The organism is Rubrivivax rivuli, assembly GCF_004016505.1.
GTDB classification, from domain to species: Bacteria; Pseudomonadota; Gammaproteobacteria; order Burkholderiales; family Burkholderiaceae_C; genus Rubrivivax; species Rubrivivax rivuli.
Window position 1 is genome coordinate 84,525 of sequence record NZ_SACR01000002.1, and the last position, 23,013, is coordinate 107,537.

Genomic DNA, 23,013 nt, shown 5'->3' on the forward strand with positions numbered 1-23,013 from the left:
CGCCTGCGCCGCGCCGTGGCTTGCTGAGACAATCGCGGCCTTCCCCGCCAGCCTCTTTTGCCCGCTAGCCCGGTAGCCCACCATGCGATCACGCGTTCTCTCCGGCATGCGCCCCACCGGCGCCATGCACCTCGGCCACTACCACGGCGCCCTGAAGAACTGGGTGCGCCTGCAGCACGAGCACGAGTGCTTCTTCTTCGTGGCCGACTGGCACGCCCTGACCACGCACTACGAAGAGCGCGAGGTCATGGAGAAGTTCGTCTACGAGATGGTGATCGACTGGATCGCCGCCGGCCTGGACCCCGACAAGTGCACGCTCTTCATCCAGAGCCGCCTGCCCGAGCACGCCGAGCTCTTCACGCTGCTGGCCATGGGCACGCCGCTGGGCTGGCTGGAACGTGTGCCCACCTACAAGGACCAGATGGAGAAGCTGAAGGACCGCGACCTCGCGACCTACGGTTTCCTCGGCTACCCGCTGCTGCAGGCCGCCGACATCCTGATCTACAAGGCCAACCACGTGCCCGTGGGTGAAGACCAGAGCAGCCACGTCGAGCTCACGCGCGAGGTGGCGCGCCGCTTCAACAACCTCTACGGCCGCAGCAGCCAGTTCGAGGCCCAGGTGGCCGCGGCGCTGGCCAAGCTGCCCAAGGACGACGCGCGCTATTTCGAGAAGCAGCGCAAGGCATTCGGCGAGACCGGCAGCCCCGAGGCCTTGGCCAAGGGCGAAGGCATGGTCAACAAGGCCGCCGCGCAGGTGGAAGGCTGGACGCCTGACGACAGCGAACTGCTGCTCGGCCACCTCAAGGGCAGCGGCAAGAGCGTGCTCACCGAGCCGCAGGCGCTGCTGACCGAAACCAGCAAGCTGCCCGGCCTGGACGGCGCGAAGATGAGCAAGAGCTACGGCAACGCCATCCTCATGCGCGAAGAGCCGGCCGAGGTGACGCGCAAGGTGCGAGGCATGGCCACCGACCCGGCCCGCGCCCGCCGCACCGACCCCGGCGACCCGGCGCGCTGCCCGGTGTGGCAGCTGCACAAGGTCTACACCGACGCGCCCACGCACGAATGGGTGCAGCAGGGCTGCAAGAGCGCCGGCATCGGCTGCCTGGAATGCAAGCAGCCGGTGATCGACGCCATCGTGAAGGAGCAGGCCCCGTGGCGCGAGCGCGCCGAGCAGTACCTGGCCAACCCCAAGCAGGTGCACTGGATCGTGGAGATGGGCACCGAGCGCGCGCGCACGGTGGCGCGCCAGACCATGAAGGACGTGCGCACCGCGATGGGCCTGAACTATTGATGCCTGAACTACTGATGGACGCGCTGCAGACCTTCGAAGTGCACCCCGGCGCCGAGCCGCGGGCCACCATCATCGTGCTGCACGGCCTGGGCGCCGACGGCACCGATTTCCTGTCTTTCGCCGACGAGATGAAGCTGGCCGCCGTGGGCCCGGTGCGCTGGGTCTTCCCGCGCGCGCCCGAGCGAGCGGTCACGATCAACGGCGGCCACCGCATGCGCGCCTGGTACGACATCCTCGGCACCGATCTGGTTCGGCGCGAAGACGAAGGCGGTCTGCGCGAGAGCTTTGCGCAAGTGCACGCGCTCATCGACCGCGAGGTGGCGCGTGGCGTGCCTGCCAACCGTATCGTGCTCGGCGGTTTCTCGCAGGGCTGCGCCATCACGCTGGGCGCTGGCCTGCGCTACGGCCAGCGCCTGGCGGGGCTGGTGGGCATGTCCGGCTACATGCCGCTGGCCGCCGCGCTGGAAGCCGAGCGCCACGACGCCAACGCGCTGACGCCGCTGTTCCTGGCCCACGGCCGCAGCGACCCCGTGGTGCCGCTGGCCCGGGGTGCTGCCGCGCGCGACCAGTTGCAGGCGCTGGGCCAGCCGCTGGACTGGCACGACTACCCGATGCAGCACTCGGTGTGCATCGAAGAAGTGCGCGACCTGCAGCGCTGGCTGCTGCAGGTGCTGCAGCCCGCCTGAAGCTTCACCGCAAGCCCGGCATGCAGCTCGTCCGCCCCGCCCCCGAGCACCTGGCCGGTTATTGCGAGGCCTTGTCTCGCGGTTGGTCGCCCAACACCACGCGGCCCGAGGCGGCGCAAGAGCAGCTGGCCGACATCGCGGCCGATGCCGCGGCCTTTCTCGCCGTCACGCACGACCCTGAGGCCCTGGGCCCGCCGGTGAAGCTGCCCGACGGCAGCCAGGTGCAGCGCCTGCCCGGCATCGTGCGCTGGATGTGGAGCGACGAAGGCTTCTGCGGCAGCATCAACCTGCGCTGGCCGCGCGACCTGGGGCCGATGCCGCCGCACGTGCTGGGCCACATCGGCTATGCCGTGGTGCCCTGGCAGCAGCGCCGCGGGCACGCCACGCAGGCGCTGGCGCAGTTGCTGCCGCTGGCGCGCGGCTTCGGGCTGCGCGAGGTGGAGCTCACCACCGACGTCGACAACGCGCCATCGCAGCGGGTCATCACGGCCAATGGCGGCGAGCTGCTGGAGCGCTTCACCAAGCCCGAGGCCTTTGGCGGCGGGCCGGGGCTGCGTTTCGTCATCAGGCTTTAGGCTGGACTCCAGGGCGGGCTCCAGGCCCGCCTTCCAGCGCTTCGGCGCGCCTCACCCAAAGCGCCCCTGCAGGAACCAGCGCGGCGCCGCCTCGTCGGCGCTGGGCAGGCGCGCGTGCCACAGCCACAGCAGCGCGCCTTCACGCGTCTGGGCGATGTAGTAATCGCGCGTGGCGGGTTCGCCGTCCCACCAACCGGTTTCGATGCGCTCGGGGCCGCTCAGCAGTTGCAGCGGCTGGCCCTGCAGCCAGGGCACGGCGTCGCGTTCGCTCAGGGGCTGCGGCTGCGGCAGCAGCCAGGTGGGGCGATGCAGCGGCAGCAGGCCGTGGGCCTGCGCCTGGGCCAGCGCGAGGGTGGCCTGCAGGTGAGCATCGGCCGGCCCATCCCCGGCGGCAGCCCCTGCGCCGCCTTGTGCGGGCACGGTGCGGGTGGCGCACTCGGGGCGGTGGTCGGCCACGGGCTGCAGGCGCAGCACCTGGTCGTCGCCCAGGCGCGCGCGCAGGCGCTCCAGCAGGCGCACCAGGCCTTCGGCCTGCCCGGCGCGGGTGGGGAAAAGTTCGCCGTTGGGCGCCTCACCGGCCACCAGCTGCTGGCAGTGCAGCTGCAGCTCGAGCGTGGGTGCGGTAAGCACCACGCGCGCCAGCCGCTCGCGCAGCAGCAGCTGCAGGTGGCCGAGTTCGGCCGATGGGTCGGCCAGGGCCACCGCCAGCTCGGTGGGCGGCTGCAGCACCTGGCGCTGGCGCTCGTGGCGCATGCGCAGCGTGAAGCCGCCCACGCGCGCCTGCCGCGCCTGCGCCCAGGCCAGCAGCCGCGCCAGCAGCACGCCGGCGCCATGCAGCACCTGCTCGGTGGTTTCGGCGCGCGCGAAGAGTTCGAGCCGGCTTTCGAAGACGGTGGGCAGAGTGAGCCAGCGCCGCGGGTCGGCGCGCTGGCCGAGGGCGCGGTCGAGCTCGTCGAGCACCTCGGTGCCGAAGCGACGCGCCAGACCGGCACGCGGCAGTTGCTGCAGATCGTGCAGCGTGTGCAGACCCATGCCCTGCAGCGCTTCCCAGTGCTCGCGGCCCGGGCCCAGCAGCCACACCGGTGCGCCGGCCAGCAGCGCCTGCAGCGCGGTGAGGTCGGTGCTGTGCGGGCCGTGCAGCAGGTTCGCTGCGGCAGCGCCCTCTGGCGCGGCTGCGTTGGCACCGCCCGGCTGCGGGTACCAGCGCGCCAGCAGACCCGCCCCCACCGCGGTGGGCGCCGCGGCCATCTGCACGCGGTGGCCCAGCGGCGCCAGCGCGGCGGCCAGGCGCTGCTGCAGGCCGGCCGCGCCGCCGAAGAGGCGCAGGCTGCCCTGCACCTCCATCAGCACGGTCTGGCGGTCTTGCAGCGTGACGGCCGGGGTGTAGGCCAGCGCGGTGTGGGTCACGGCGCGCAACGCGGTGGCGTCACGCGTGGCGTTGGCTTCGGCCAGCAGCAGATCGCTGGCCAGCGCCAACGCGGTGGCGCGTTTCATGCCCACGCGCACGCCGCAGGCCGCGGCTTCGGCATTGACCACGGCCACGCGGTGCGCGGCCACCAGCGCCGCCGGCCGCGCGGCCTGCTCGGGCGGCAGCGTGGCGATGAAGGCCTCCAGCGACAAGGCCGGCAGGTGCAGGGCCCACCACAGCATCAGGCAGCTTCCAGGCAGACAGCACGGTCAGCAGCGACAGCGCGGCCGCTCAGCGCGGCGACACCGCGGCCGTGGCGCCCATGGGCGCCGCCACGGCCCGCTGCGCGCGCGCCGCAGCCGGCCCCGAGAGCACCGGCGGCAGCGCCAGCACCAGCGGCTGGGCCAGGGGCGGGCCGCGGCGCTTGAGCAAGGCCACGCGCAGGCGGTCGGCGCCCGCGCCGGCCAGCGCCAGGCGCAGCGGCGCGGCGCTGGGCTGGTGGCGCAGCGCGGCATCGCGCACCAGGAACACCGGGCCGTCATGCGACTGCGCGGCCAATTGCAGGCGGCGCAGCGCATCGGCCGGCAGCCGCGCCGGCAGCCAGGCCAGCACGGCACCGACGTGGCCGCTCTTGAGCGCCTGCTCCAGCGCCCACAGCACGTCAGGCGCCGGCAGGCGGCTGCGCGCCGGGCCTTTCAGCGTTTGCCGGGCGCGCAGCAGCACGAGCTGCTGCAAATCCAGGCCCAGGGCCGACAGCGCCCAGGCGCAGGGCGAGGCCGGCGGGTCGAAACACATCACGCAGCGCTGCTGCGCCTGCACCGCGGCCAGCGCGGGGGCCAGCAGGCGCAGTTCGCCCAGGCCTTCGTGCGGCAGCAGCAACTCGGTCAGCGCGCCCAGCGGCCAGCCGCCGCCGGGCAGCTGGGCGTCGAGCGCGGCAAAGCCGCTGGGCAGGCCGGCGCCGACGGGCCGGCCCAGCTGGTGCGCGCGCCACAGGGCCGGGTGCAGGGTTTCAGGCGCAGGGGGCAGCAACAAGCCGGGGGCGGGGCCGGGCGGGGCCACGGGCTCCACGCAGGGCGGCGTGGGGGCGGACGGTGGCTGCTGTGGCCGTGGCAACAGCGGGGCCGGCTCGTCATCGGCAAACAGCCCCGCCTGTCCCCCGGGGGGCGCCCCCCGCCCGCCGGACAAGGCCGCCGGCAAACCCCCAGGACCACGCAGGCGGCGCACCCCACCGCCCGGTGGGCGAACAGGCGCAACCGGCGACAAGGGCAAAGACGGGGCAACAGGCGGAAGGACCACGAAAATACTGTACGTCTATACAGTATTTTCGGCAAGTGGCGGGATCCTGGCCGACCGCGAAAAACGCCCTCAGCCCAGCGGCACCACCGTGTCGCCCTCTTCGGGCACACAGCCCTCGGCGATGGGTGTCCAGCCGCGGCGCACGACCACGTGGCGCTCGGTGTGGCAGAACTCCAGGCGCTGCGCGCCGGGCACCTGCTGGCGCAGGAAAGCTTCGATGGCCGCCGGCATGCTGACGCGGTAGATCGCCTGCGCCTGGTCTTCGGGCGGGTGGTCGTCGTTGTTGAGCCAGGGCACGAAGACCGTGCCCCACATCAGCGGGCGCCAGCGCACATCGATGACGCTGGGGGTGTAGCCCTGGGCCTTCAGCCAGGCCTGGGCGCGTTCACGCAAAGGCGGCAAGGGGGGCTGCGGTGCCGGCGCTGCGGCCCCCGGGCCCTGCAGCAGGCCCCCGCGCGCCGCGGCCAGCACCTCGGCCACCCACTGGTTGCAGTTCTGGTATTTCTGGCTGAAGGCGTAGGCGTTGGCGCTGTAGGTGGCGCCCAGCAGCTGCAGCGCCTGGTTCTTGTCGAGCGCAGCGCGCTCGATGTCCGCGGCCTCGGCCTCGGGCAGCAGCAGCACCGAAACAAAACCGCGTGAGGGCTCGTTCATGCCCAGCAGGAAGCCAAGCATGCCCTGGTCGAAGATGTGCGGCTGCTTCTCGTCGCAGGCGTAGTAGAGCTGCCGGATGGCCCAGGGCGTGTCGGGGCTGTGCTTGAGGCTGAAGCCGGCGTGCGAATAACGCACGCCAAACCGCCCGAGGTCGAGACCAGCGCGGGCGATGAGCGCCAGGCGCACACCCGACTTCTCGAGCTCGGTCTTGATGACCGCGCCGAAGGTGAAGATCTTGTCCTTCTGCTCCGCCGTGAGGTTGTCGGGCGGATCGCAGGCGCGCAGCGAGGTGGCCTGGGCTCCCGGGCTGCACAGCGCAGCCGCGAGGCCCAGCGCGGCCAGGGCCGCGCGGATCAAAGGCGGACGATCTTGGTCTGCAGTTCGCGGAACCACTCGTCGGCCAGCACCAGGAAGAAGGGCTTCTGGGCGCGCGCGTTCGCGAATTCCAGGCCGTAGGCGCGGGCGCGGGCGGTGACCACGCTGCCCTGGCCCAGACGGCTCTGCTCGTAGGCTTCCTTGGGCATGTAGAGGAAGAACTCGCCCTGCTTGGCGTCGGCCGCCACGGCGTGCAGCTTCAGGCGCACGGTGTCGGCACGGGCCGGGGCCTCGGCCACCTCGATGACGCGGTAATCGCCCTCGGCGACCTTGTTGTCGCCGCTGGAACTGTCGCTGGAGGTCTGGATGGACGTGGAGCTGCTGCCCACCGAGGTGGAGACGCTGTCGGACGAGGCCGACGAAGCCGAGCTGCCGGCCAGTGCCGGTGCCGCGGCGAAGGCGCCCAGCAGCAGGGCCAGGGCGGTGGCACGCGCCAGCGGCGACGGGGTGCGGGAGGTCTGAGTCGTCATGGAACGTCGTCCCTTCATCAAAAGAGGTTTCAAGTACATGGTATCGCAGGCCTTGGCGGGCTTTGCAAGCAGGCGCTACCTGCCGGGGCCCGCCGACAGCAGCGCGGCCACACGTTCGCGAAGAAGTGCCGGGCTGGCCTCGGCCGCCGGCACCGCCGGCCCGGCCACCAGGCCCACCGGGCTGAAGAGGCCGCGGCGAAAGGGCTTGACCATCGCCGTGCCGCCTTCGATGCGGCTGAAGAAGCTGCCCCACAGGTTCTGCAGTGCCATCGGCACCACGGGCACCGGGTGGGTCTGCAGGATCTTCATCACGCCGCCCTTGAACTCGCCCAGGCTGCCGTCGCGCGTGATGCCGCCTTCCGGGAAGAGGGCCAGCAGGTCGCCCTCGTCCAGCACGGCACGCGCCTGCACGAAGGCGCGTTCGTAGGCCGCCGGGTCTTCCTTCTGCGGCGCGATGGGGATGGCCTTGCCCAGCCGGAACAGCCAGCCCAGCACGGGAATGGCGAAGATGCGGTGGTCCATGAGGAAGCGGATGGGCCGCGGGCTGGCCGCCATCAGCACCACGGCGTCGATGAAGCTGACGTGGTTGCACACGAGGATGGCCGCGCCCTGCACCGGGATGTGCTCGTCGCCGCGCACCTGGAAGCGGTAGATGCAGCGCGTGAGGATGAAGGCGATGAAACGCAGCAGGTACTCGGGCACCAGCAGGAAGATGTAGCCGGCCACCACCGCGTTGAGCAGGCCCACGACCAGGAAGACCTCGGGGATGGTGAAACCCGCCGCCAGCAGAGCGCCCACACCCAGGCTGCTGACGATCATGAACAGCGCGTTCAGGATGTTGTTGGCCGCGATGATGCGCGCGCGGTGCGTGGGCTGGCTGCGCAACTGGATCAGCGCGTACATCGGCACGCTGTAGATGCCCGCGAACAGCGACAGCAGCGCCAGATCGGCCATCACGCGCCAGTGCGCGGGCTGGGCCACGAAGGCCGCCAGCGTGTAGCCGCTGGAAGGCGCCAGGCCGCGCGCGGCGAAGTAGAGGTCGATGGCGAAGACGCTCATGCCGATGGCGCCCAGCGGCACGAGGCCGATCTCCACGTGCCGCTTGGAGAGCACCTCGCACAGCAGCGCGCCGATGCCGATGCCGATGGAGAACACCACCAGCAGCAGCGAGGCCACCTGCTCGTTGCCGTGCAGCACGTCGCGCGCGAAGGCCGGGAACATGCTGAGGAACACGGCGCCGAAGAACCACATCCAGCTGATGCCCAGCAGCGAGCGGAACACCACCACGTTGCCGTGCGCCAGCTTCAGGTTGCGCCAGGTCTCGGTGAAGGGGTTCCAGTTGATCTGCAGGCCGGGGTCGGTGGCCGGCGACACGGGCACGGCCTGCGCCATCGCGCGGCCCAGCACGGCCACGGCTACGCAGCCGATGGCCACGTACATGCCGCCCTGCCCGGGGATGGCGATGAGCAGGCCGCCGGCCACCTGACCCAGCAGGATGGCCACGAAGGTGCCCATCTCCACCATGCCGTTGCCGCCTGTGAGTTCCCGCTCGTTCAGATGCTGCGGGAGGTAGGCGAACTTCACCGGGCCGAAGAGCGTGCTGTGCAGGCCCATGAGGAAGACGCAGGCCAGCAGCACAGGCACGTGCTGCACCACGAAGCCCCAGCCGGCCAGCGCCATGATGGCGATCTCGAGGTTCTTGACGAAGCGGATCAGCACCTCCTTCGGGTACTTGTCCGCCAGCTGCCCGCTGGTGGCCGAGAACAGCACGAAGGGCAGGATGAAGAGCGCGCCGATCACCAGCCCGGCCATGGCCGGCGGCAGCCAGCTCACCTGCAGCTGGTAGGTGACCAGCACGGTGAAGGCGAACTTGAAGAGGTTGTCGTTGCCGGCGCCGAGGAACTGCACCCAGAAGAAGGGGCCGAAGCGGCGCTGGCCGAGCAGCGCGAACTGGTTGGGGTGCTCGTGCGGCGCGGGGCCGGGCGCTGCGGTGATGCTGGACGGGGTCGACACGGTCTTCCTCGGGTGGGTGGCGAAACGGCTCAGCCGCCGCTGACTGTAGCGGGGCGCGGTGACAAGGCCGCCCCCTCGAACACCGCCGCTGGCAGGCCCTGCCCCTGCCAACGCAGCCGGCGCTTGAGCATGAAGTCGAACAGCAGCGCGTTGTGCTCGCGCACGGCCTGCAGCACCGGCACGTCGGCCTCGGCCAGCAGGCCGGCCTTCACCAGCGCCGGTGGCGAGAACAGCGGCATCAGCCCGGGCAGCGGGTGGTCGCTGCCGTGCAGCAGCCGGGCGTGCCAGTCGCGCCGCTGCAGCACGGCCTGCCACACGGCGGGCTCGCGGTTGCGCTGGAACACGGCCGACAGGTCGCCGAAAAGCAGGCCGCGGTGCGCCGGCTCGTCCATCAGCCGCGCGAAGAGGTCGAAGGCCGGCACCAGCGGCGCGTTGCGGCGATCGGTGTCGCGCGCGCGGCCGAGCGAGGCGCAGTGCGCCACGATCACGCGCACGCCCAGGGCCAGCGGCGCCCGCACCGCCAGCGGGTTGCCGTAGGCGTCTTGCTCGGCGCCGGGCACGGCCTTCTCTTCACCGCAGTGCACCACCACGGGCACACCGCGCCGGGCGAGCAGCTCGTACACGGGCTTGCAGCGGGCATCGGCCAGGTCGATGTTCATCGCGCTGGGCAGCCACTTCAGCGCCACGGCGCCGGCGTCCAGCGCGGCGGCCAGGGTCGGCACGGCGTCTTCGCGGTAGGGGTGCACCGAGGCCACCCAGTCGAAGCGGCCCGGGTTCTCACGCGCGATGCGCTCGGCATAGGCGTTGGGCACGTGGAAGGTGGTGTGCTCGGCATCGGGCCGGCCGGCGTTGTCGTGCGCGCGGTCGAAGGCGTAGAGCCACCAGCGCGCGCCCGTCGGGAAGCCCGCGGCCAGTTCTTGCAGGCGCTGCACGTAGGCGCGGTCGATGGACGGTGCATCGGCCGCCACGCAGGCCGCGTTGAGGATGGCGCGGCGGCGCAGCACCTCGGTGGGCCGCCACCATTGGTGCATGGACGCGTGCACCGTGCAGCCGCTGCCGCTGTCGCCATTGCCCAGCAGGTGGGCGTGGGTGTCGACCAGCCGTGCGGCGTCGATGCCCTCGAAGGCCTGCAGCACCATCGGGTGCTGCGCCAGCGCAGGCGGCAGCGCGCCGCGGCAGGGGTTGCGCAGCGCGGCCCGGGCCGGCGGGCTCATCAAGCTGGTGAAGAGCCCGGCGCCCAAAGCGGCGCCGCAACACAGGGCGTGACGGCGGCCGAGGTTCATCGCACCTCCTGCAGGCGCTGGCCGAGGCCGGCACGGGGCAGCCAGTCGAACACCGAATCGGCGGTGATGGTCTCGATGCGGTCGCTGTAGCGCTTCTCGTTCGGGTGGTCGTCGAAGGCGACGTTGGCCGCACTCACGCGGGCGCCGAGGCGCGTCAACGCGCCCAGCCGCAGCACGCTGGGCTCGTAGCCCTGGTACCGCAGCCAGGCCTGGGCGCGGTCGCGGTTCTGGATGCGGCCGTCCATGGCCATGGCCAGGGTCTCGATGACCCACTGGTTGCTCTGCTGGTACTGCTGCGCCCAGGGGTAGGCCACCATGTTGTAGGCCGGCTGGTGCAGCTTCTGCACGTTGAAGTTGTCATGCAGCAGCGTGTGCAGCTTCTGCTGCGCCTCGGCCGAGAGCACGCTGAAGGCGGCGGCGAACTCGTGCGGGTCGTCGAGGAAAAACTCGCCCAGGCCCTGGCGGTACAGATCGGCGCGCGCGCTGCCGCACTGGTTGAGCTTGTGCACGACCCGCCAGCGCGTGCCGGTGTCGGTGGTCTCCTTGTAGGCCAGGGCCAGGTGGCTCCAGCGCAGGCGGTACTTCGAGAGGTCTTGCCCGGCGCGCGCCAGCACCACCACCTCGGCGCCGCTGGCGTCCAGCGCGCGGGCCGTGCGCTCGGCCAGGTTCAGGCCGCGCACGACGGCGGTGGTGTCGGGCTGGCGCGCTTCGCAGCTGCGGCCGGCCTGGGCCGGGGCAGCGCCCAGGGCCAGCGTGGCGGCCAGGGCCAGGGTGGTGAGGAGGGTGGTGAGCTTCATGGCGGTGGCGTTCAGCGCTTGATCAGTAGGTGATGCGTTCGTTGTGCAGCAGCGCGCGGCCCAGTTCGTTGGGGATGAAGGCGATGGCCTTGCCGGCGGCCGAGATCACCCAGCCGGCCGTGCTGGCCACGGCCACCACGCTGGCGCCCACCACGAGCGAGGCGCCGCCCACCACCGCGCCGCTGAGCGTGAGGCTGGCGCGGGCGCCGTCGCTGGCGCGCTCCAGCACCCACACGGTGCCGCGAGAGGTGGCTTCCACCGCCACCACGGTGAACACGGCGCCGGTGGACAGCAGCACGGCCGGTGCGACCACCGACACCGCCACCGGCAGCGCCGAGAGGGCGCTGAGCTCCGAGGCCATGGTGTCGCGCTGGGCGTGGGCCGGGGCGGTGAAGGTGGTGCCGGCCAGCGCGGCGGCCAGGGCGAGGGTGAAGGCAAGCTTTTTCATGTCGAGGTCCTCAGGTTGAAGCAACAGGGTTCCAGGGGCAACAGGCACGGAACAGGCGCAGGCGGGGCGGGGTTTCAGGCGTTCGCGTCGTCGGCAGCGTCACGGCCGTGGCGGGCGTTGTGCAAGGCCAACTCGTGGGCATCGCGCAGCGTCTTGGCCAGCGTGAACACGCTGCTGATGAGGAAGAGCCAGCTCACCGCGAGAAAAGCCTTGTAGGTCGGGTTGATCTCCATGCGCCACAGGCCCCAGCCCGTCAGGCCCATCGCCAGCGCGAAGCCGCCCCAGACCACCAGGCCCCACATCGGCGTGTCGACGCGGCGGCCTTCGTTGTCACGCACGTACTTGCTGACGGCAAAAGCCGCCGACAGCGTGAACAGGTAGCCCATCACCATGAAGGCGCGGTCCAGGTCCTGCCCCGGCAGCCAGGCCAGGCCCGTGCCGCACAAGGCCACCGCGGTGGCGAAGCTCACCCACACCTGCACGCGCCAGGCCTTGGTGTCGCTGCGCATGACGGTGGCAACGCGCTGGCGGCTGGGGTGGTGGGCGATGTGCGCGGTGGGGGCCGTGGGGGCTGAAGCGGTGGTGGCGGTTTGCATGGCAGCGGGGGTTTCGTTGAACACGGAACGCATCCTGCCGATGCCGGCCTTCGGTATCCATCACCCCAAGAGACGTGGCACCTCATCGCACTTCCGGTATCGTTTGGCGATACTTTTTGAAGGAAGACTGCCATGAGCAGCAGCCAGGACCTCATCACCGTGCTGAAGGCCGAGTTGCGCCGCGCCGGCCTGACCTATGCCGATGTCGCGCGCGAGCTGGGCCTGGCCGAGAGCAGCGTCAAGCGCATGTTTGCCAAGGCCGACATGCCGCTGTCGCGCATCGACGAGGTGCTGGCCGTGCTGAAGATGGACTTCGCCGAGCTGGCCCGCGAAGTGGCCCTGGCCAGCCCGCCGCGGCGCGAGCTGACGCTGGAGCAGGAGCGCGCCGTGGTGGCCGACCCCAAGCTGCTGCTCACGGCCATCTGCACGCTGAGCGGCTGGACGCTGGAGCAGATCGTGCAGACCTACACCCTCAGCAAGCCGCAGGCCGTGGGCTGCCTGCTGGCGCTGGACAAGCTGGGCTTCATCGAGCTGCGCGCGAACAACCGCTACCGGCTGAAGATCGACAAGACCTTCCGCTGGCGCCCGCACGGGCCGGTGATGCAGTTCTTCCGCCAGCACGCGGTGGCCGATTACTTCGAAGGCGGCTTCGACGGCGCCGGCGAACTGCTGATGCTGGTGCACGGCCAGGTGACGCCAGCCCAAGCCGCGCTTTTCAACGAACGCCTGCAGCGCCTGGCGCAAGACTTCTCGCAGCAGCACCTGGGCAACCAGAAGCTGCCCAGCACCGAGAAGCAGGCCTTCACGGTGCTGGTGGGCATGCGCTCGTGGCTGTTCGCGCCCTTCCGCGAGCAGCTGCGCGAGCCGCCTGAAGCAGGCAACAGCGCGCTGGCCGCCATGCCCCTGCCCAGCACCGTGGTGCGGGCCGGCCGGCGCGGCACACTGCGTGGATGAAGCCGACTGCCCCCGCCTCAGCCACAGCCCCCACCGAGCCCTGCCCTTGCGGCAGCGGCCTGCCCTACCCCGCCTGCTGCGGCCCTTGGCATGGCGGCGAGTTGCACCTGCAGGCGCCCACGGCCGAGGCGCTGATGCGCAGCCGCTACAGCGCCTACGTGCGCGAAGACGCGGCCTACCTGCTCGCCACCTGGCACCCGCGCACGCGGCCGGCCGAACCCTTCAACTTCGAGCCCGGCCTGCGCTGGCTGGGGCTGGAGGTGAAGCAACACCGCATCACGGGCGCCGACAGTGCCGAAGTGACGTTCGTCGCGCGCAGCAAGCTCGGCGGCCGCGCGCACCGGCTGCACGAACGCAGCCGCTTCGTGCGCGAAGACGGGCGCTGGTTCTACGTCGACGGCGACTTGCTTTAAGGCCTGCTCAGCCGAAGCGCACGGCCGCGATCGGCGGCAGGTTCAGCGAGACGGTGTGCCAACTCTCGCCGCCATCGCTGCTGGCCCACAGGCCGCCCGTGGTGCTGCCCATCAGCAGGCTGCGGCCGTCGGACGACACGTCCAGCCCGTGGCGGTACACCAGGTCGTAGGCGTGCTGCTGCGGCAGGCCGGTGCGCAGCGTCTCGAAAGTCTGGCCGCCGTCGCGTGTGCGGTTGACGCACAGCGCGCCGTCCACCGGCACGCGCTTCTCGTCCTTGATGGCGGGCACGAACCAGGCGGTGTCGGCATCGTGCGGGTGCACGGCCACCGCAAAACCGAAGCTCGACACAGGCGCCTCGATCTGCTGCCAGCTGGCGGCGTTGTCGGTGCTGCGCCAGATGCCGGCATGGTGCTGGCACCACAGCACCTCGGGCTGCGCCGTGCAGCGCACGATGCGGTGCGGGTCTTGCACGTTGGGGTCTTCGGCCTGCTCGGGCGGCATGAAGTCGGCGCGCATGCCGCTGGCCTGGATGAACCAGTTCGCCCCGCCGTCGCGCGTGACCCAGGCGCCGGCGCAGCTCAGGCCCACCAGCAGTTCATCAGGCCGCTGCGGGTGCGTGCAGATGGAGTGGATGCCCGGCTCGGGGTAACCACCACCGAACCAGCCGGCGCGCTCGGGCCGGTTCCACAGCGCATCGACCAGTTGCCAGCTGCTGCCGCAATCGCTGCTGCGGAAGAGGCCACCGGGGATGGTGCCGGCCCACAGCGTGCTGCCCTCCTCCGTGCGCTGGGCTTCCAGCGCCCACAGCAGCACCAGCTTCCACGCGAAGCCCTTGTCTTCCGGCGGCTGCGGCGGGTAGGTGGGCGCGGCCACCTCGGCCCAGGTGGCACCGCCGTCTTCGCTGCGGTGCAGGTGCACGCCGAAGTGGCCCAGGTTCAGCGCCGCCAGCATGCGGCCTTGGGGGTCGGCACTCGGCGGCAGCAGCATGGTCACCGGCTCGCCGAGGAAGCTGTGGCGCACGATGCGCCAATCGGTGGCCGCGGCATCGCTGCGCTGCAGCTCGAACAGGCCCTTGCGGGTGGCGACCCAGGCGCGTGTGTCCATCTCGGCGTCTCCTCGGCAGTGGAAGCTCAGCCACCGCTCAGCGCCTGCAGCACGTGCACCGTGCTCTCGGGGCCCAGCGGGTCGTTCAGGCCCACGCGGTCGTCGCAGCGGCGGCCGTCGATGAAGGCCACCACGTTCACGCGCATGTGGCCCTGGTCGTCGAGCACGTAGCCGCGCAGTTGCGGGTTCGCGGCAAAGGCGTCTTCCAGCGCCGCGCGCAGCGTGGCCGCGGCGGTGCTCACTTCGGGCGTGGCCGTGAAGCGGCGCAGCTGCGGGGTGAAGACGACACGGGCCATGGGGCGGTGATGATGGACCGGCCGAAGGCGGCCGTCACCAGGGTTGTCGCGGGCGCGGCAGGTGGCGCCGGCTGGCGCTGCCACAATCCGCCCCCTCCCATGAAGCCTGCATGAACCCCGGTCTCGCCTACGCCGCCCTCGCCTTCGGCATCTGGGGGCTGTTCCCGCTGTACTTCCAGTTCATCGCGAAGGTGCCGCCGCTGGAGGTGGTGCTGCACCGCTCGGTATGGTCGCTGGGCTTCGTGCTGCTGGTGCTGGCCTGGCAAGGCCGCTGGGCCTGGCTGGGCGAGAACCTGCGCCAGCCCAAGCGCGTGGCGCTCTTCGGCTTCAGCGCGCTGCTGCTGGCCTGCAACTGGATGGTCTACGTGCTGGCCGTGCAGACCGGCCATGTGGTGGAGGCCAGCCTGGGCTATTTCATCAACCCGCTGGTCAATGTGCTGCTGGGCGTGCTGGTGCTGCGCGAGCGGCTGCGCCTGCTGCAGTGGGCGGCGGTGGCGCTGGCGGCCTGCGGTGTGGTGTGGCTCACCTGGCAGGGCGGCCGGCTGCCGTGGATCGCGCTGGCGCTGGCCTGCAGCTTCGGCCTCTATGGCCTGCTGCGCAAGACGGCGCCGCTGGGCGCGCTGGAAGGCCTGGCGCTGGAGAACATCCTGCTGGCACCGGTGGTGATCCCGGCCCTGCTGTGGTGGACCTTCACGCGCGACGGCGTGCTGCTCACCGGGCCCAACTCGCAGATCGGCTGGCTGTTGCTGTCAGGCCCGCTGACGGCGCTGCCGCTGCTGTGTTTTGCGGCCGGCGCAAGGCGCCTGAAGCTCGCGACGCTGGGGCTGGTGCAGTACCTCTCGCCCAGCCTGCAGCTGCTGCTGGGCGTGTGGCTCTTCCACGAACCTTTCGGCCAGGCCAAGCTGATCGGCTTCGTCTTCATCTGGGCCGGGCTGGCGCTGGTGAGCGCCGACGCCTGGAAGCACTCAGGCGCGCAGCGCTGAGGCCGCCCTCAGGCGCGCAGCGCCGAAGCCGCTTTCGCGAGGCGTGTGATCTGCGCCCAGTCGCCCGCGTCCACCGCGGCCTGCGGCGTCAGCCACGAACCGCCGCACACCTTCACGTTCGGCAGCGCCAGGAACTGCGGCGCCGTCTCCACCGTGATGCCGCCCGTGGGGCAGAAGGCGATGTCCGGGAAGGGCCCCGCCAGCGCCTTCAGCATGGGGATGCCGCCGGCCGCCGTGGCCGGGAAGAACTTCAGGAACTGCAGGCCGTCGGCCATGGCGGCCATCACCTCGCTGGCGCTGGCCACGCCGGGCAGCAGCGGCAACTGCGCCTCACGGCAGGCCGCGCCCAGCGCCGCGGTGTAGCCCGGGCTCACGGCGAAGCGGCTGCCGGCGTTCTTCGCGGCCTGCGCGTCAGCCGCCACGCGCAGCGTGCCGGCGCCGACGATGGCCTCGGGCACCTCGCGTGCGATGGCCTCGATGCAGGCCAGCGCGGCCGGCGTGCGCAGCGTCACCTCCAGCACCTTCACGCCGCCTTCGACCAACGCGCGGGCCATGGGCACGGCGTCCTGCACGCGGTGCAGCACGATGACGGGGATGACGGGGCCGTGGTCGGCGAGTTCGAGGGTGTTCATGTTCACAGCCTGTGGGGTCAAAGCCAAGTCACGGCGCCCTGCTCGGCGCTGGTGACGTTGCGGCGCATGCCGCCGAAAAGTTCGCGGCCCAGGTCGTAGGCGTTCACCTCGGCCTGTGTGGCGTCGAGCGTGGCGTTCTCGCGCGCGGCCCATTCGGCCTCGGGCACCAGGGCCTGCAGCGTGCCGGCCAGCGCATCGACGCGGATCAGGTCGCCATCGCGCACCTTGGCCAGAGGGCCGCCGGCCAGCGCCTCGGGGCTGACGTGGATGGCCGCCGGCACCTTGCCACTGGCGCCACTCATGCGGCCGTCGGTCACCAGTGCCACCTTGTGGCCCTGGCCCTGCAGCACCGCCAGCGGCGGCGTGAGCTTGTGCAATTCGGGCATGCCGTTGGCGTGCGGGCCCTGGAAGCGCACCACGACGACCACGTCGCGGTTCAGCTCGCCGGCCTTGAAGGCCACCTGCAGCGCCTCTTGCGTGCTGAACACGCGCGCCGGGGCTTCCACGACGTGGCGGTCTTCGGGCACCGCCGAGGTCTTGATGACGGCGCGGCCCAGGTTGCCCTGCAGCAGCTTGAGGCCACCGCTTTCACTGAAGGGCCGCGCGGCGGGGCGCAGCACGCTGCTGTCGCCGCTGTCGGGCGGCAGGCGGCGCCAAGTCAGCGTGCCGGTTTCGGTGGTGGGCAGCTCGGTGTAGGCGCGCAGGCCGCGGGGGCTGACGGTGTTCACGTCGCCATGCAGGCGGCCACTGTCCAGCAGCTCGCGCAGCACATAGCCCGGGCCGCCGGCGGCCTGGAACTGGTTCACGTCGGCGCTGCCGTTGGGGTACACGCGGGCCAGCAGCGGCACCACGGCCGAAAGATCAGCGAAGTCGTTCCAGTCGATGAGGATGCCGGCCGCACGCGCCACCGCCACCCAATGGATGAGGTGGTTGGTGCTGCCACCGGTGGCCAGCAACGCCACCATGGCGTTGACGATGCAGCGCTCATCGACCACGCGGCCGATGGGCGTGTAGCGCGCGCGCTGGGTGAGGCCCAGCACGGTGTTGACGGCCTCGCGCGTGAGCACCTCGCGCAAACCGGCGTGCGGGTGCACGAAGGCCGCGCCGGGCACGTGCAGGCCCATGGCTTCCAGCAGCATCTGGTTGCTGTTGGCGGTGCCGTAGAAGGTGCAGGTGCCGGGGCCGTGGTAAGCCGCGCTCTCGGCCTTCAGCAGTTCTTCGCGGCCCACCAGGCCTTGTGCTGCCTGCTCGCGCACCTTGGCCTTGTCGTTGTTGCTCAAGCCGCTGCTCATCGGCCCCGCGGGCACGAAGACGCACGGCAGGTGGCCGAAGTGCAGCGCACCGATCAGCAGGCCCGGCACGATCTTGTCGCACACGCCCAGCAGCAGCACGGCATCGAACACGTCGTGTGTCAGCGCCACCGCGGTGCCCATGGCGATGGTGTCGCGGCTGAAGAGGCTGAGCTCCATGCCCGGCAGGCCCTGCGTGACGCCGTCGCACATGGCCGGCACGCCGCCGGCCACCTGCACCGTGGCGCCCTGGGCGCGGGCCTGCTCGCGGATGAGTTCCGGGTAGCCCTCGTACGGCTGGTGCGCCGAAAGCATGTCGTTGTAGGCCGTGACGATGCCGATGTGCGGCGCCTTCTCGGCCACGACGCGGAACTTGTCGTTGGCCGGCAGCGCCGCGAAGGCGTGCGCCACGTTGGCGCAACCCATGCGGGCGGCGCCGGGCGCGCGCCCGGCCAGGCGGTCGAGCCGGGCGAGGTAGGCACTGCGCGTGGCAGCGCTGCGCTCGGCGATGCGGCGCGTGACGGCCTCGATCACGGGGTGCAGGGCCGGGGCGGGGGTGGATGCAGGCATGGCGGGCGGTGGGGCGTGGAAGCCGCAGCGTCAGGCTGCAGCGGGCATGTAACCGTTACGTCGATTATTCGGTAACCGGGTTACATCGTCAATCCTGGGCCCAGCGCCCGCAGCGGCTGTGCGATGCTTGCGCGCCATGACCGAAAGCATCGCTGCCAGCCTGGTGCTGCGCGACCCCGCCGAAGCGCTGCGACAGCTCCGCACCCAATGGCGCCCTCACCGCGAGTGGTGGGTGTTCGGCTATGCCTCGCTGATCTGGCGCCCCGAGTTCGAAGCCGCCGAGCACCGCCCGGCGCTGGTGCGCGGCTGGCACCGCGCGCTGCGCATGCGCTCTCGCATCAACCGCGGCACACCCCAGCAACCGGGCCTGGTCTTCGCCCTGCTGCCGGGCGGCGCCTGCCGCGGCGTGGTGTACCGCCTGCGCACCGACAGCGCCGAGGCCGAGCTCGACCGCCTCTGGGCGCGCGAACAACCCACGGGCGTGTACGACGCGCGCCTGCTGCCGGCCCGCACGGCGCACGGTGTGGTGCCGGCCCTGGCCTTCACGCTCAGCCGCCGCAGCGTGGCCTGCCTGCCGCGCCTGCCCGACGAAGAGATGGTGCACATCCTGCGCCATGCCCGCGGCCGCTACGGCAGCACGCTGGACTACCTGGCACAGACCGCCCGTGCCCTGCGTGAGCGAGGCTGGCATGACCGCGAGGTGGAGCGCTTGATGGCGCTGGCACAGGCCCATCGGCTGCTCTAGCCGGCCCTGCTGCGCGCTTCAGCCGGCGGTTTGCACGGCGCGCTGGCGCAGGGCTTCGAGATCGGTGGCGGTGTCCACGTCGAGCAGCACGCCGGCATCTTCGGTCTCCTGGCCGTGGGCCGGGTAACGCAGCAGGACGCGCCGGGCGCCGTCGTCGTTGTTGAGCTGGATGAGCTCGGAATACAGCTCGGCGCCGAAGGCCACGGGGTGGCCGCGGCGGCCCCGGTGCTGGGCATAGACCACCGGGTGCTGCTCCAGCGCGCCGGCCACGGCCAGCACGGTGCCGGGCTGCACCAGCGGCATGTCGCCCGGCAGCACCACCCAGCCCGGCGCGCCCGAGCGCTCTGACACGCCGCGGGCGATGGTGGCGCCCATGCCGCGCGCGGCTTCTTCTTCGCTGAGCACCACGATGTCACGCGTGGCCAGCACCAAGCTGGCCAGCGGCAGCATGGCTGCGGTGGTGACCAGCACCACCGGCAGCTGGGTCTGCACCGCCTGTCGCAGCGTGGTGCCCAGCACGGTGCTGCCACCGAAGGGTTGCAGCAGCTTGTGCAAGGGCCCGCCGAAGCGGCTGCCCCGCCCGGCGGCGGGCACGACGATGGTGGGGCGCAATCGCATGCTTGTGGTCTGGCCGCGCGTGGCAGGCACGGGTTGTGCGCGCGGCCTCTTCCTGGGTGCCGAGAATGGCGCCGTGGAGGCCCGCCATGAACTGGGGCCATCACTTACGGCCAACCACTTACGGCCATTCACTTAGGGCGTTAACCCTAGACGCTCTGTCGCCTTCCTATACTGCCCGGCATGGAAGACATCGCCAGCCTGCGCAAGAGCTACGAGAAGGCAGAACTCGACGAGACGGCCTCGGCCGCCGACCCTCTGCACCAGTTCCAGCTCTGGTTCGAGCAGGCCCTGCAATCGCAGCTGCCCGAACCCAACGCCATGACGCTGGCCACCGTGGGTGACGACGGCCGGCCGAGCACCCGCGTGGTGCTGATCAAGGGCGTGGATGCACGCGGCATCGTCTGGTACACCAACTACGGCAGCCGCAAGGGCCGCGAACTGGCGCAACGGCCCTTCGCTGCACTCCAGTTTCACTGGGTCGAACTGGAGCGCGTGGTCCGCATCGAAGGGCGTGTCGAGAAGACCAGCGAAGAAGAATCCGACGCCTACTTCCACAGCCGTCCGCTCGATTCGCGGCTCGGTGCCTGGGCTTCGCCGCAAAGCCAGGTGATCAGCTCGCGTGCGGTGCTCGTGAAGGCCGCGGCCGAGGCTGCCGTGCGCCACGCGTTGAACCCGCCGCGCCCGCCACACTGGGGCGGCTACCGTCTCGTGCCCGACGCCTGGGAGTTCTGGCAGGGCCGCAAGAGCCGCCTGCACGACCGCCTGCGCTACCGGCAGGTGGGTGGCGCCTGGGTCCGTGAACGCCTGGCGCCCTGAGCCGGCTCAGCGCAAGGCCTGCCCTGCCGCGCGGGCCGAGATGAGGTGGTCGAGATGCCTCAGGAAGGCATCGAACTGGATGGGCTTGGTCCAGTAGTCGTCGAATCCGGCCGACAAGGCCGCGCGGATGCGCTCGGGCATGGCATCGGCCGACAAGGCCACGATGCGGCAGCCTGCGGTGCGCGGCGCCGAGCGCAGGCGGCGCATGACTTCCAGGCCGTCGATGTCGGGCAGCTGGATGTCCAGCAACACCAGCTCGGGAGGCTCGGCCTGGGCGGCGGCCACGCCCGAGAGGCCATCTTCGGCCGTGCGCAGGCGCACCGCGGGGCGCAAGGCGATGAGCTCGCGCACGAGTTGCAGATTCACCGGGTTGTCTTCGACGCAAAGCACGCGAAGGCTGTCAGCAGGCGGGTCGTCAGCGGGCGGCATGGAACGGTTCGGAGACTGCTTGGGGGTCGGGCCTGGGCCCGCAGGCGCAGTGTACCGAGCGCCTCTCGCACACGCCTGCGGACGGCCGCCGCTCCGTCAGAAGGTGGCGCGCAGGCCCACGCTCAACGCGCGCCCGCCGGCCGGTGACAGGCCGCGGACGGTGTCGATCGCCGCGGCATTGATGGCCACGCGGTCGGTCACGTTGCTGAGCTTGGCGAACCACTGCGTGCGACCACCCGCCCAGGCCATCGGCAGTGCACCGGCCGCTGTCAGGTCCAGCAGCGTGTGGCCAGGCGTGGCGGTGTCGGTGGCAGGCACACGGCTTTGCCTCGCGGCATGGCGCAGCGCCACGCCGGCCTGCCAGCCTTCGGCCTGGGCCTGCAGCGCCAGGCGCAGCCGCAGCGGCGCCAGGCGCGGCAGCGCTTCGCCCGTGCTGGTGTTGCGGCCGCTCACGCGGTCCAGGCTGCCGCTGAGCTCCAGCGCGAAAGGACGCCCTGCGCCAGCGTCGAACAGCCGCGTGCGCCCCTCGAGTTCCAGGCCCTGCAGCCGCGCGCCCACGCTGCGGAAGGCGTACTCGGGCACGCTGCTGTCGGGATCGCCGTTCTCGCCGGGCACGACGATGTCCACGCCCGTGGCATCGAGCGCGATGTAGCGCGCAAACCGGGTCTGCCAAAGGCTGAACTTCAGGCTGCTGCCGGCGCCCGACCAACCCAGGCCCAGTTCGGCATGGCGGCTGCGTTCGGTGGGCAGCGTGGCATCACCGCGCTCGTAGGCGGCGGTGGCCACGTGCACGCCGTTGGCGTAGAGCTCGTAGTAGGCCGGCGCACGCTCGGTGTGGCCCAGCGTGGCACCGAGCTGCCAACCCGGACCCGTGCCGAGGCTGGCCTGCACCGAGGCACTGCGGGGCGAGAAGCGGCGCTCGACGGCCGCGCCAAAGCGCGGCTCGGCGGCATCGGGCGCATCGCCGACGCTGGCCACGCGCACGCGCTCGGTGCGCAGGCCGAAGCCCAGGCGCACGGGGCCGGCGTCCAGTTCTTCCAGCGCGAAGAGCGCGGTGCTGCGCGTGCGGGTGCCGGGCACGAAAGCCTCTTCGCCCAGGGCCGAGAAGTCGAGCTTCTCGGTCTGCACGCCGAACACGCCCTGCAGCGGACCGAGGGGCGCGTGGCGCAGCTGCAGGCGCAGTTCATCACCGGTGCTGCGGAAGGTGGTGCCGATCTCGCCGCTGCCCTCCACCTCGTCGTGCCGGTAACGCGTGTGGCTGGCCTGCGCGGTGATGGCGGCAATGGGGCCGCCCAGTGCGCGCAGTTCACCCGCCAGCGAGCTGCGGTCGCGCTTCATGCGGATGATGACGTCGGGTTCCACCGTCACGCCGTAGCGCTGCTCGCCGGTGTCGAAAGAAGCGCCGAGGTAGCCCTTGGCGCCCACCCAGCCGGCGCCCAGCGCACCGCCTTCGGTGCGCGCGGCTGAATTGCGCACGCGCTTCGTGGGTTCGAGGGCCTGCCCGTCCTCGATGGGCGTGTAGCGCGGCGTGCGCAGGTCGCTGGCCTGGCGGCCGTGGGCGTCGGCATGCCAGGCGAAGCCGCCGGCGCCGCCTTCCAGCACCACGGCGCCGGCGCGCTCTGCTGCGGCACCGCCGAAACGCACTTCGGCGCGGCCGCTCAAGGCGCCCACCGGCACCACGCGCGGGATGCGGTTGTCGATGACGTTGACGACACCGCCCGTGGCGTTGCCGCCGTAGAGCAAGGCTGCCGGTCCGCGCAGCACCTCGATGCGCTCGGCCACCAGTGGATCGGTGGCGCTGGCGTGGTCGAAGCTCAGGTTGGAGGCGTCGATGGAGGCAGCACCGCCATCGAGCAGGCGCACGCGGTCGCCATCCAGGCCGCGGATGACGGGCCGGCTGCTGTTGGGCCCGAAGCCGCTGGCGCTGACGCCGGGCAGGCCGTCGAGCGTTTCACCCAGCGTGCCGGCGCGGCGCAGCAGCAGGCCGCTGCCGGCCAGCACGCTGACTGGCGCGGCGGCCGCTTCGCGGCCCAGCGGATTGCCGGTGATCACCACGGTCTGGGCCGCCGCCGGGGCGGCGGTCTGCGCGTGCACGGCAGGCACGCTCAGCCAGGCGGCAAGGGCCAAGGCATGCAAGGCAGGGTCGCGCGGGCGGGTGGCACGGCGACGACGGGGGGCGGAAAAGGATTTGCACATGAAAGGGCTCGCAGGCACTGACGGCCTTGAGGCACGGCAGCACCAGAAATGAAGAGGGCCGCCACGGCGCCGCGCTGC

Annotated in this window: 24 protein-coding genes; 8 read left to right on the plus strand and 16 right to left on the minus strand. The window is 71.6% G+C overall.

What is annotated here, in order from left to right; genetic code table 11:
* Positions 1-82 precede the first annotated feature (82 nt).
* Genes EOE66_RS05015 through EOE66_RS05025 form a run of 3 tightly spaced genes read left to right on the plus strand, consistent with a single transcriptional unit; the run spans position 83 to position 2,552 of the window.
* On the plus strand, positions 83-1,291 hold the full coding sequence (locus EOE66_RS05015; protein WP_128227596.1) for a tryptophan--tRNA ligase: 1,209 nt from the start codon (positions 83-85) through the stop codon (positions 1,289-1,291).
* Entirely contained in the window at positions 1,291-1,977 is a 687-nt protein-coding gene (locus EOE66_RS05020) for an alpha/beta hydrolase (RefSeq protein WP_245478913.1), read from the plus strand. Before EOE66_RS05015 ends, EOE66_RS05020 begins: the two co-directional genes overlap by 1 nt.
* Before the next feature lie 20 nt (positions 1,978-1,997).
* Complete coding sequence (locus EOE66_RS05025) at positions 1,998-2,552, plus strand: GNAT family N-acetyltransferase (protein ID WP_128227597.1); 555 nt, start codon at positions 1,998-2,000, stop codon at positions 2,550-2,552.
* Between the two features lie 51 nt (positions 2,553-2,603).
* Here the strand turns inward: EOE66_RS05025 and EOE66_RS05030 are convergent, their stop codons facing one another.
* The 9 genes from EOE66_RS05030 to EOE66_RS05070 all read right to left on the minus strand — a co-directional run bounded on the left by EOE66_RS05030 (position 2,604) and on the right by EOE66_RS05070 (position 11,802).
* The gene (locus EOE66_RS05030; RefSeq protein WP_128227598.1) at positions 2,604-4,202 is read right to left on the minus strand and encodes a Y-family DNA polymerase; all 1,599 of its coding nucleotides are present in this window, start codon (positions 4,200-4,202) and stop codon (positions 2,604-2,606) included.
* A gap of 49 nt (positions 4,203-4,251) precedes the next feature.
* Positions 4,252-4,992, minus strand: coding sequence for a translesion DNA synthesis-associated protein ImuA (imuA, locus tag EOE66_RS05035; protein WP_128227599.1), 741 nt, complete (start codon positions 4,990-4,992; stop codon positions 4,252-4,254).
* Between the two features lie 333 nt (positions 4,993-5,325).
* A complete protein-coding gene (locus tag EOE66_RS05040) occupies positions 5,326-6,264 on the minus strand; it encodes a DUF2145 domain-containing protein (RefSeq protein ID WP_245478914.1) in 939 nt (312 codons plus the stop codon).
* Positions 6,261-6,752 carry a hypothetical protein gene (locus EOE66_RS05045; RefSeq protein ID WP_128227600.1) on the minus strand — a complete coding sequence of 164 codons (492 nt, stop codon included), beginning with the start codon at positions 6,750-6,752 and terminating at the stop codon, positions 6,261-6,263. The genes EOE66_RS05040 and EOE66_RS05045 overlap by 4 nt, the downstream gene beginning before the upstream one ends.
* Before the next feature lie 75 nt (positions 6,753-6,827).
* Positions 6,828-8,765, minus strand: a complete 1,938-nt coding sequence (locus tag EOE66_RS05050) for an MFS transporter (protein WP_128227601.1) — start codon at positions 8,763-8,765, stop codon at positions 6,828-6,830.
* Between the two features lie 29 nt (positions 8,766-8,794).
* Positions 8,795-10,048, minus strand: a complete 1,254-nt coding sequence (locus EOE66_RS05055) for an amidohydrolase family protein (protein WP_128227602.1) — start codon at positions 10,046-10,048, stop codon at positions 8,795-8,797.
* Positions 10,045-10,845 (minus strand): DUF2145 domain-containing protein, encoded by an 801-nt coding sequence (locus EOE66_RS05060; RefSeq protein ID WP_128227603.1) that lies wholly within the window; start codon positions 10,843-10,845, stop codon positions 10,045-10,047. The genes EOE66_RS05055 and EOE66_RS05060 overlap by 4 nt, the downstream gene beginning before the upstream one ends.
* Before the next feature lie 22 nt (positions 10,846-10,867).
* On the minus strand, positions 10,868-11,293 hold the full coding sequence (locus tag EOE66_RS05065) for a hypothetical protein (protein ID WP_128227604.1): 426 nt from the start codon (positions 11,291-11,293) through the stop codon (positions 10,868-10,870).
* A 74-nt stretch (positions 11,294-11,367) separates the two neighbouring features.
* A complete protein-coding gene (locus EOE66_RS05070) occupies positions 11,368-11,802 on the minus strand; it encodes a YiaA/YiaB family inner membrane protein (protein WP_245478957.1) in 435 nt (144 codons plus the stop codon).
* 219 nt (positions 11,803-12,021) lie between these two features.
* On the opposite strand from EOE66_RS05070, the gene EOE66_RS05075 reads away from it, so the two are divergent.
* Together EOE66_RS05075 and EOE66_RS05080 are read left to right on the plus strand one after the other, a co-directional pair.
* The gene (locus EOE66_RS05075; RefSeq protein ID WP_245478915.1) at positions 12,022-12,843 is read left to right on the plus strand and encodes a helix-turn-helix domain-containing protein; all 822 of its coding nucleotides are present in this window, start codon (positions 12,022-12,024) and stop codon (positions 12,841-12,843) included.
* Positions 12,840-13,256: a YchJ family protein gene (locus EOE66_RS05080; protein ID WP_128227606.1), complete on the plus strand. Its 417-nt coding sequence runs from the start codon at positions 12,840-12,842 to the stop codon at positions 13,254-13,256. The genes EOE66_RS05075 and EOE66_RS05080 overlap by 4 nt, the downstream gene beginning before the upstream one ends.
* A 7-nt stretch (positions 13,257-13,263) precedes the next feature.
* Here the strand turns inward: EOE66_RS05080 and EOE66_RS05085 are convergent, their stop codons facing one another.
* Positions 13,264-14,361: a WD40/YVTN/BNR-like repeat-containing protein gene (locus EOE66_RS05085; protein ID WP_128227607.1), complete on the minus strand. Its 1,098-nt coding sequence runs from the start codon at positions 14,359-14,361 to the stop codon at positions 13,264-13,266.
* Positions 14,362-14,387: 26 nt separating this feature from the next.
* Entirely contained in the window at positions 14,388-14,657 is a 270-nt protein-coding gene (locus tag EOE66_RS05090; RefSeq protein WP_128227608.1) for a MoaD/ThiS family protein, read from the minus strand.
* A gap of 110 nt (positions 14,658-14,767) precedes the next feature.
* Here EOE66_RS05090 and rarD point away from each other — a divergent pair, with 110 nt between their 5' ends.
* Positions 14,768-15,640: an EamA family transporter RarD gene (gene rarD, locus EOE66_RS05095; protein WP_128227609.1), complete on the plus strand. Its 873-nt coding sequence runs from the start codon at positions 14,768-14,770 to the stop codon at positions 15,638-15,640.
* Positions 15,641-15,648: 8 nt separating this feature from the next.
* On the opposite strand, the gene eda is transcribed toward rarD, so the two are convergent.
* On the minus strand, positions 15,649-16,272 hold the full coding sequence (gene eda / locus EOE66_RS05100; protein WP_128227610.1) for a bifunctional 4-hydroxy-2-oxoglutarate aldolase/2-dehydro-3-deoxy-phosphogluconate aldolase: 624 nt from the start codon (positions 16,270-16,272) through the stop codon (positions 15,649-15,651).
* Between the two features lie 17 nt (positions 16,273-16,289).
* Complete coding sequence (gene edd, locus EOE66_RS05105; protein WP_128227611.1) at positions 16,290-18,131, minus strand: phosphogluconate dehydratase; 1,842 nt, start codon at positions 18,129-18,131, stop codon at positions 16,290-16,292.
* A gap of 136 nt (positions 18,132-18,267) precedes the next feature.
* Between edd and EOE66_RS05110 the strand changes: the two genes are divergently transcribed.
* Positions 18,268-18,876: a gamma-glutamylcyclotransferase gene (locus EOE66_RS05110; protein WP_128227612.1), complete on the plus strand. Its 609-nt coding sequence runs from the start codon at positions 18,268-18,270 to the stop codon at positions 18,874-18,876.
* Positions 18,877-18,894: 18 nt separating this feature from the next.
* On the opposite strand, the gene EOE66_RS05115 is transcribed toward EOE66_RS05110, so the two are convergent.
* Positions 18,895-19,494: a nucleotidyltransferase family protein gene (locus EOE66_RS05115; protein WP_128227613.1), complete on the minus strand. Its 600-nt coding sequence runs from the start codon at positions 19,492-19,494 to the stop codon at positions 18,895-18,897.
* 180 nt (positions 19,495-19,674) lie between these two features.
* Here EOE66_RS05115 and pdxH point away from each other — a divergent pair, with 180 nt between their 5' ends.
* Positions 19,675-20,310, plus strand: a complete 636-nt coding sequence (pdxH, locus tag EOE66_RS05120; protein WP_128227614.1) for a pyridoxamine 5'-phosphate oxidase — start codon at positions 19,675-19,677, stop codon at positions 20,308-20,310.
* A gap of 6 nt (positions 20,311-20,316) precedes the next feature.
* Here the strand turns inward: pdxH and EOE66_RS05125 are convergent, their stop codons facing one another.
* Both EOE66_RS05125 and EOE66_RS22275 read right to left on the minus strand, forming a co-directional pair.
* Complete coding sequence (locus EOE66_RS05125; protein WP_128227615.1) at positions 20,317-20,739, minus strand: response regulator; 423 nt, start codon at positions 20,737-20,739, stop codon at positions 20,317-20,319.
* Between the two features lie 96 nt (positions 20,740-20,835).
* Complete coding sequence (locus EOE66_RS22275; protein WP_310733092.1) at positions 20,836-22,866, minus strand: TonB-dependent receptor; 2,031 nt, start codon at positions 22,864-22,866, stop codon at positions 20,836-20,838.
* Between the last annotated feature and the right edge of the window lie 147 nt (positions 22,867-23,013).

Coding starts and splice junctions, on each gene's coding strand:
- EOE66_RS05020 (WP_245478913.1), top strand. CDS start 1,291: ATGCCTGAACTACTGATGGACGCGCTGCAGACCTTCGAAGTGCACCCC.
- EOE66_RS05055 (WP_128227602.1), bottom strand. CDS start 10,048: ATGAACCTCGGCCGCCGTCACGCCCTGTGTTGCGGCGCCGCTTTGGGC.
- EOE66_RS05060 (WP_128227603.1), bottom strand. CDS start 10,845: ATGAAGCTCACCACCCTCCTCACCACCCTGGCCCTGGCCGCCACGCTG.
- EOE66_RS05080 (WP_128227606.1), top strand. CDS start 12,840: ATGAAGCCGACTGCCCCCGCCTCAGCCACAGCCCCCACCGAGCCCTGC.
- EOE66_RS05065 (WP_128227604.1), bottom strand. CDS start 11,293: ATGAAAAAGCTTGCCTTCACCCTCGCCCTGGCCGCCGCGCTGGCCGGC.
- EOE66_RS05030 (WP_128227598.1), bottom strand. CDS start 4,202: ATGCTGTGGTGGGCCCTGCACCTGCCGGCCTTGTCGCTGGAGGCCTTC.
- EOE66_RS05070 (WP_245478957.1), bottom strand. CDS start 11,802: ATGCGCAGCGACACCAAGGCCTGGCGCGTGCAGGTGTGGGTGAGCTTC.
- eda (WP_128227610.1), bottom strand. CDS start 16,272: ATGAACACCCTCGAACTCGCCGACCACGGCCCCGTCATCCCCGTCATC.
- EOE66_RS05090 (WP_128227608.1), bottom strand. CDS start 14,657: ATGGCCCGTGTCGTCTTCACCCCGCAGCTGCGCCGCTTCACGGCCACG.
- edd (WP_128227611.1), bottom strand. CDS start 18,131: ATGCCTGCATCCACCCCCGCCCCGGCCCTGCACCCCGTGATCGAGGCC.
- EOE66_RS05075 (WP_245478915.1), top strand. CDS start 12,022: ATGAGCAGCAGCCAGGACCTCATCACCGTGCTGAAGGCCGAGTTGCGC.
- EOE66_RS05115 (WP_128227613.1), bottom strand. CDS start 19,494: ATGCGATTGCGCCCCACCATCGTCGTGCCCGCCGCCGGGCGGGGCAGC.
- EOE66_RS05085 (WP_128227607.1), bottom strand. CDS start 14,361: ATGGACACACGCGCCTGGGTCGCCACCCGCAAGGGCCTGTTCGAGCTG.
- EOE66_RS05015 (WP_128227596.1), top strand. CDS start 83: ATGCGATCACGCGTTCTCTCCGGCATGCGCCCCACCGGCGCCATGCAC.
- EOE66_RS05110 (WP_128227612.1), top strand. CDS start 18,268: ATGACCGAAAGCATCGCTGCCAGCCTGGTGCTGCGCGACCCCGCCGAA.
- EOE66_RS05025 (WP_128227597.1), top strand. CDS start 1,998: ATGCAGCTCGTCCGCCCCGCCCCCGAGCACCTGGCCGGTTATTGCGAG.
- pdxH (WP_128227614.1), top strand. CDS start 19,675: ATGGAAGACATCGCCAGCCTGCGCAAGAGCTACGAGAAGGCAGAACTC.
- EOE66_RS05045 (WP_128227600.1), bottom strand. CDS start 6,752: ATGACGACTCAGACCTCCCGCACCCCGTCGCCGCTGGCGCGTGCCACC.
- rarD (WP_128227609.1), top strand. CDS start 14,768: ATGAACCCCGGTCTCGCCTACGCCGCCCTCGCCTTCGGCATCTGGGGG.
- EOE66_RS05125 (WP_128227615.1), bottom strand. CDS start 20,739: ATGCCGCCCGCTGACGACCCGCCTGCTGACAGCCTTCGCGTGCTTTGC.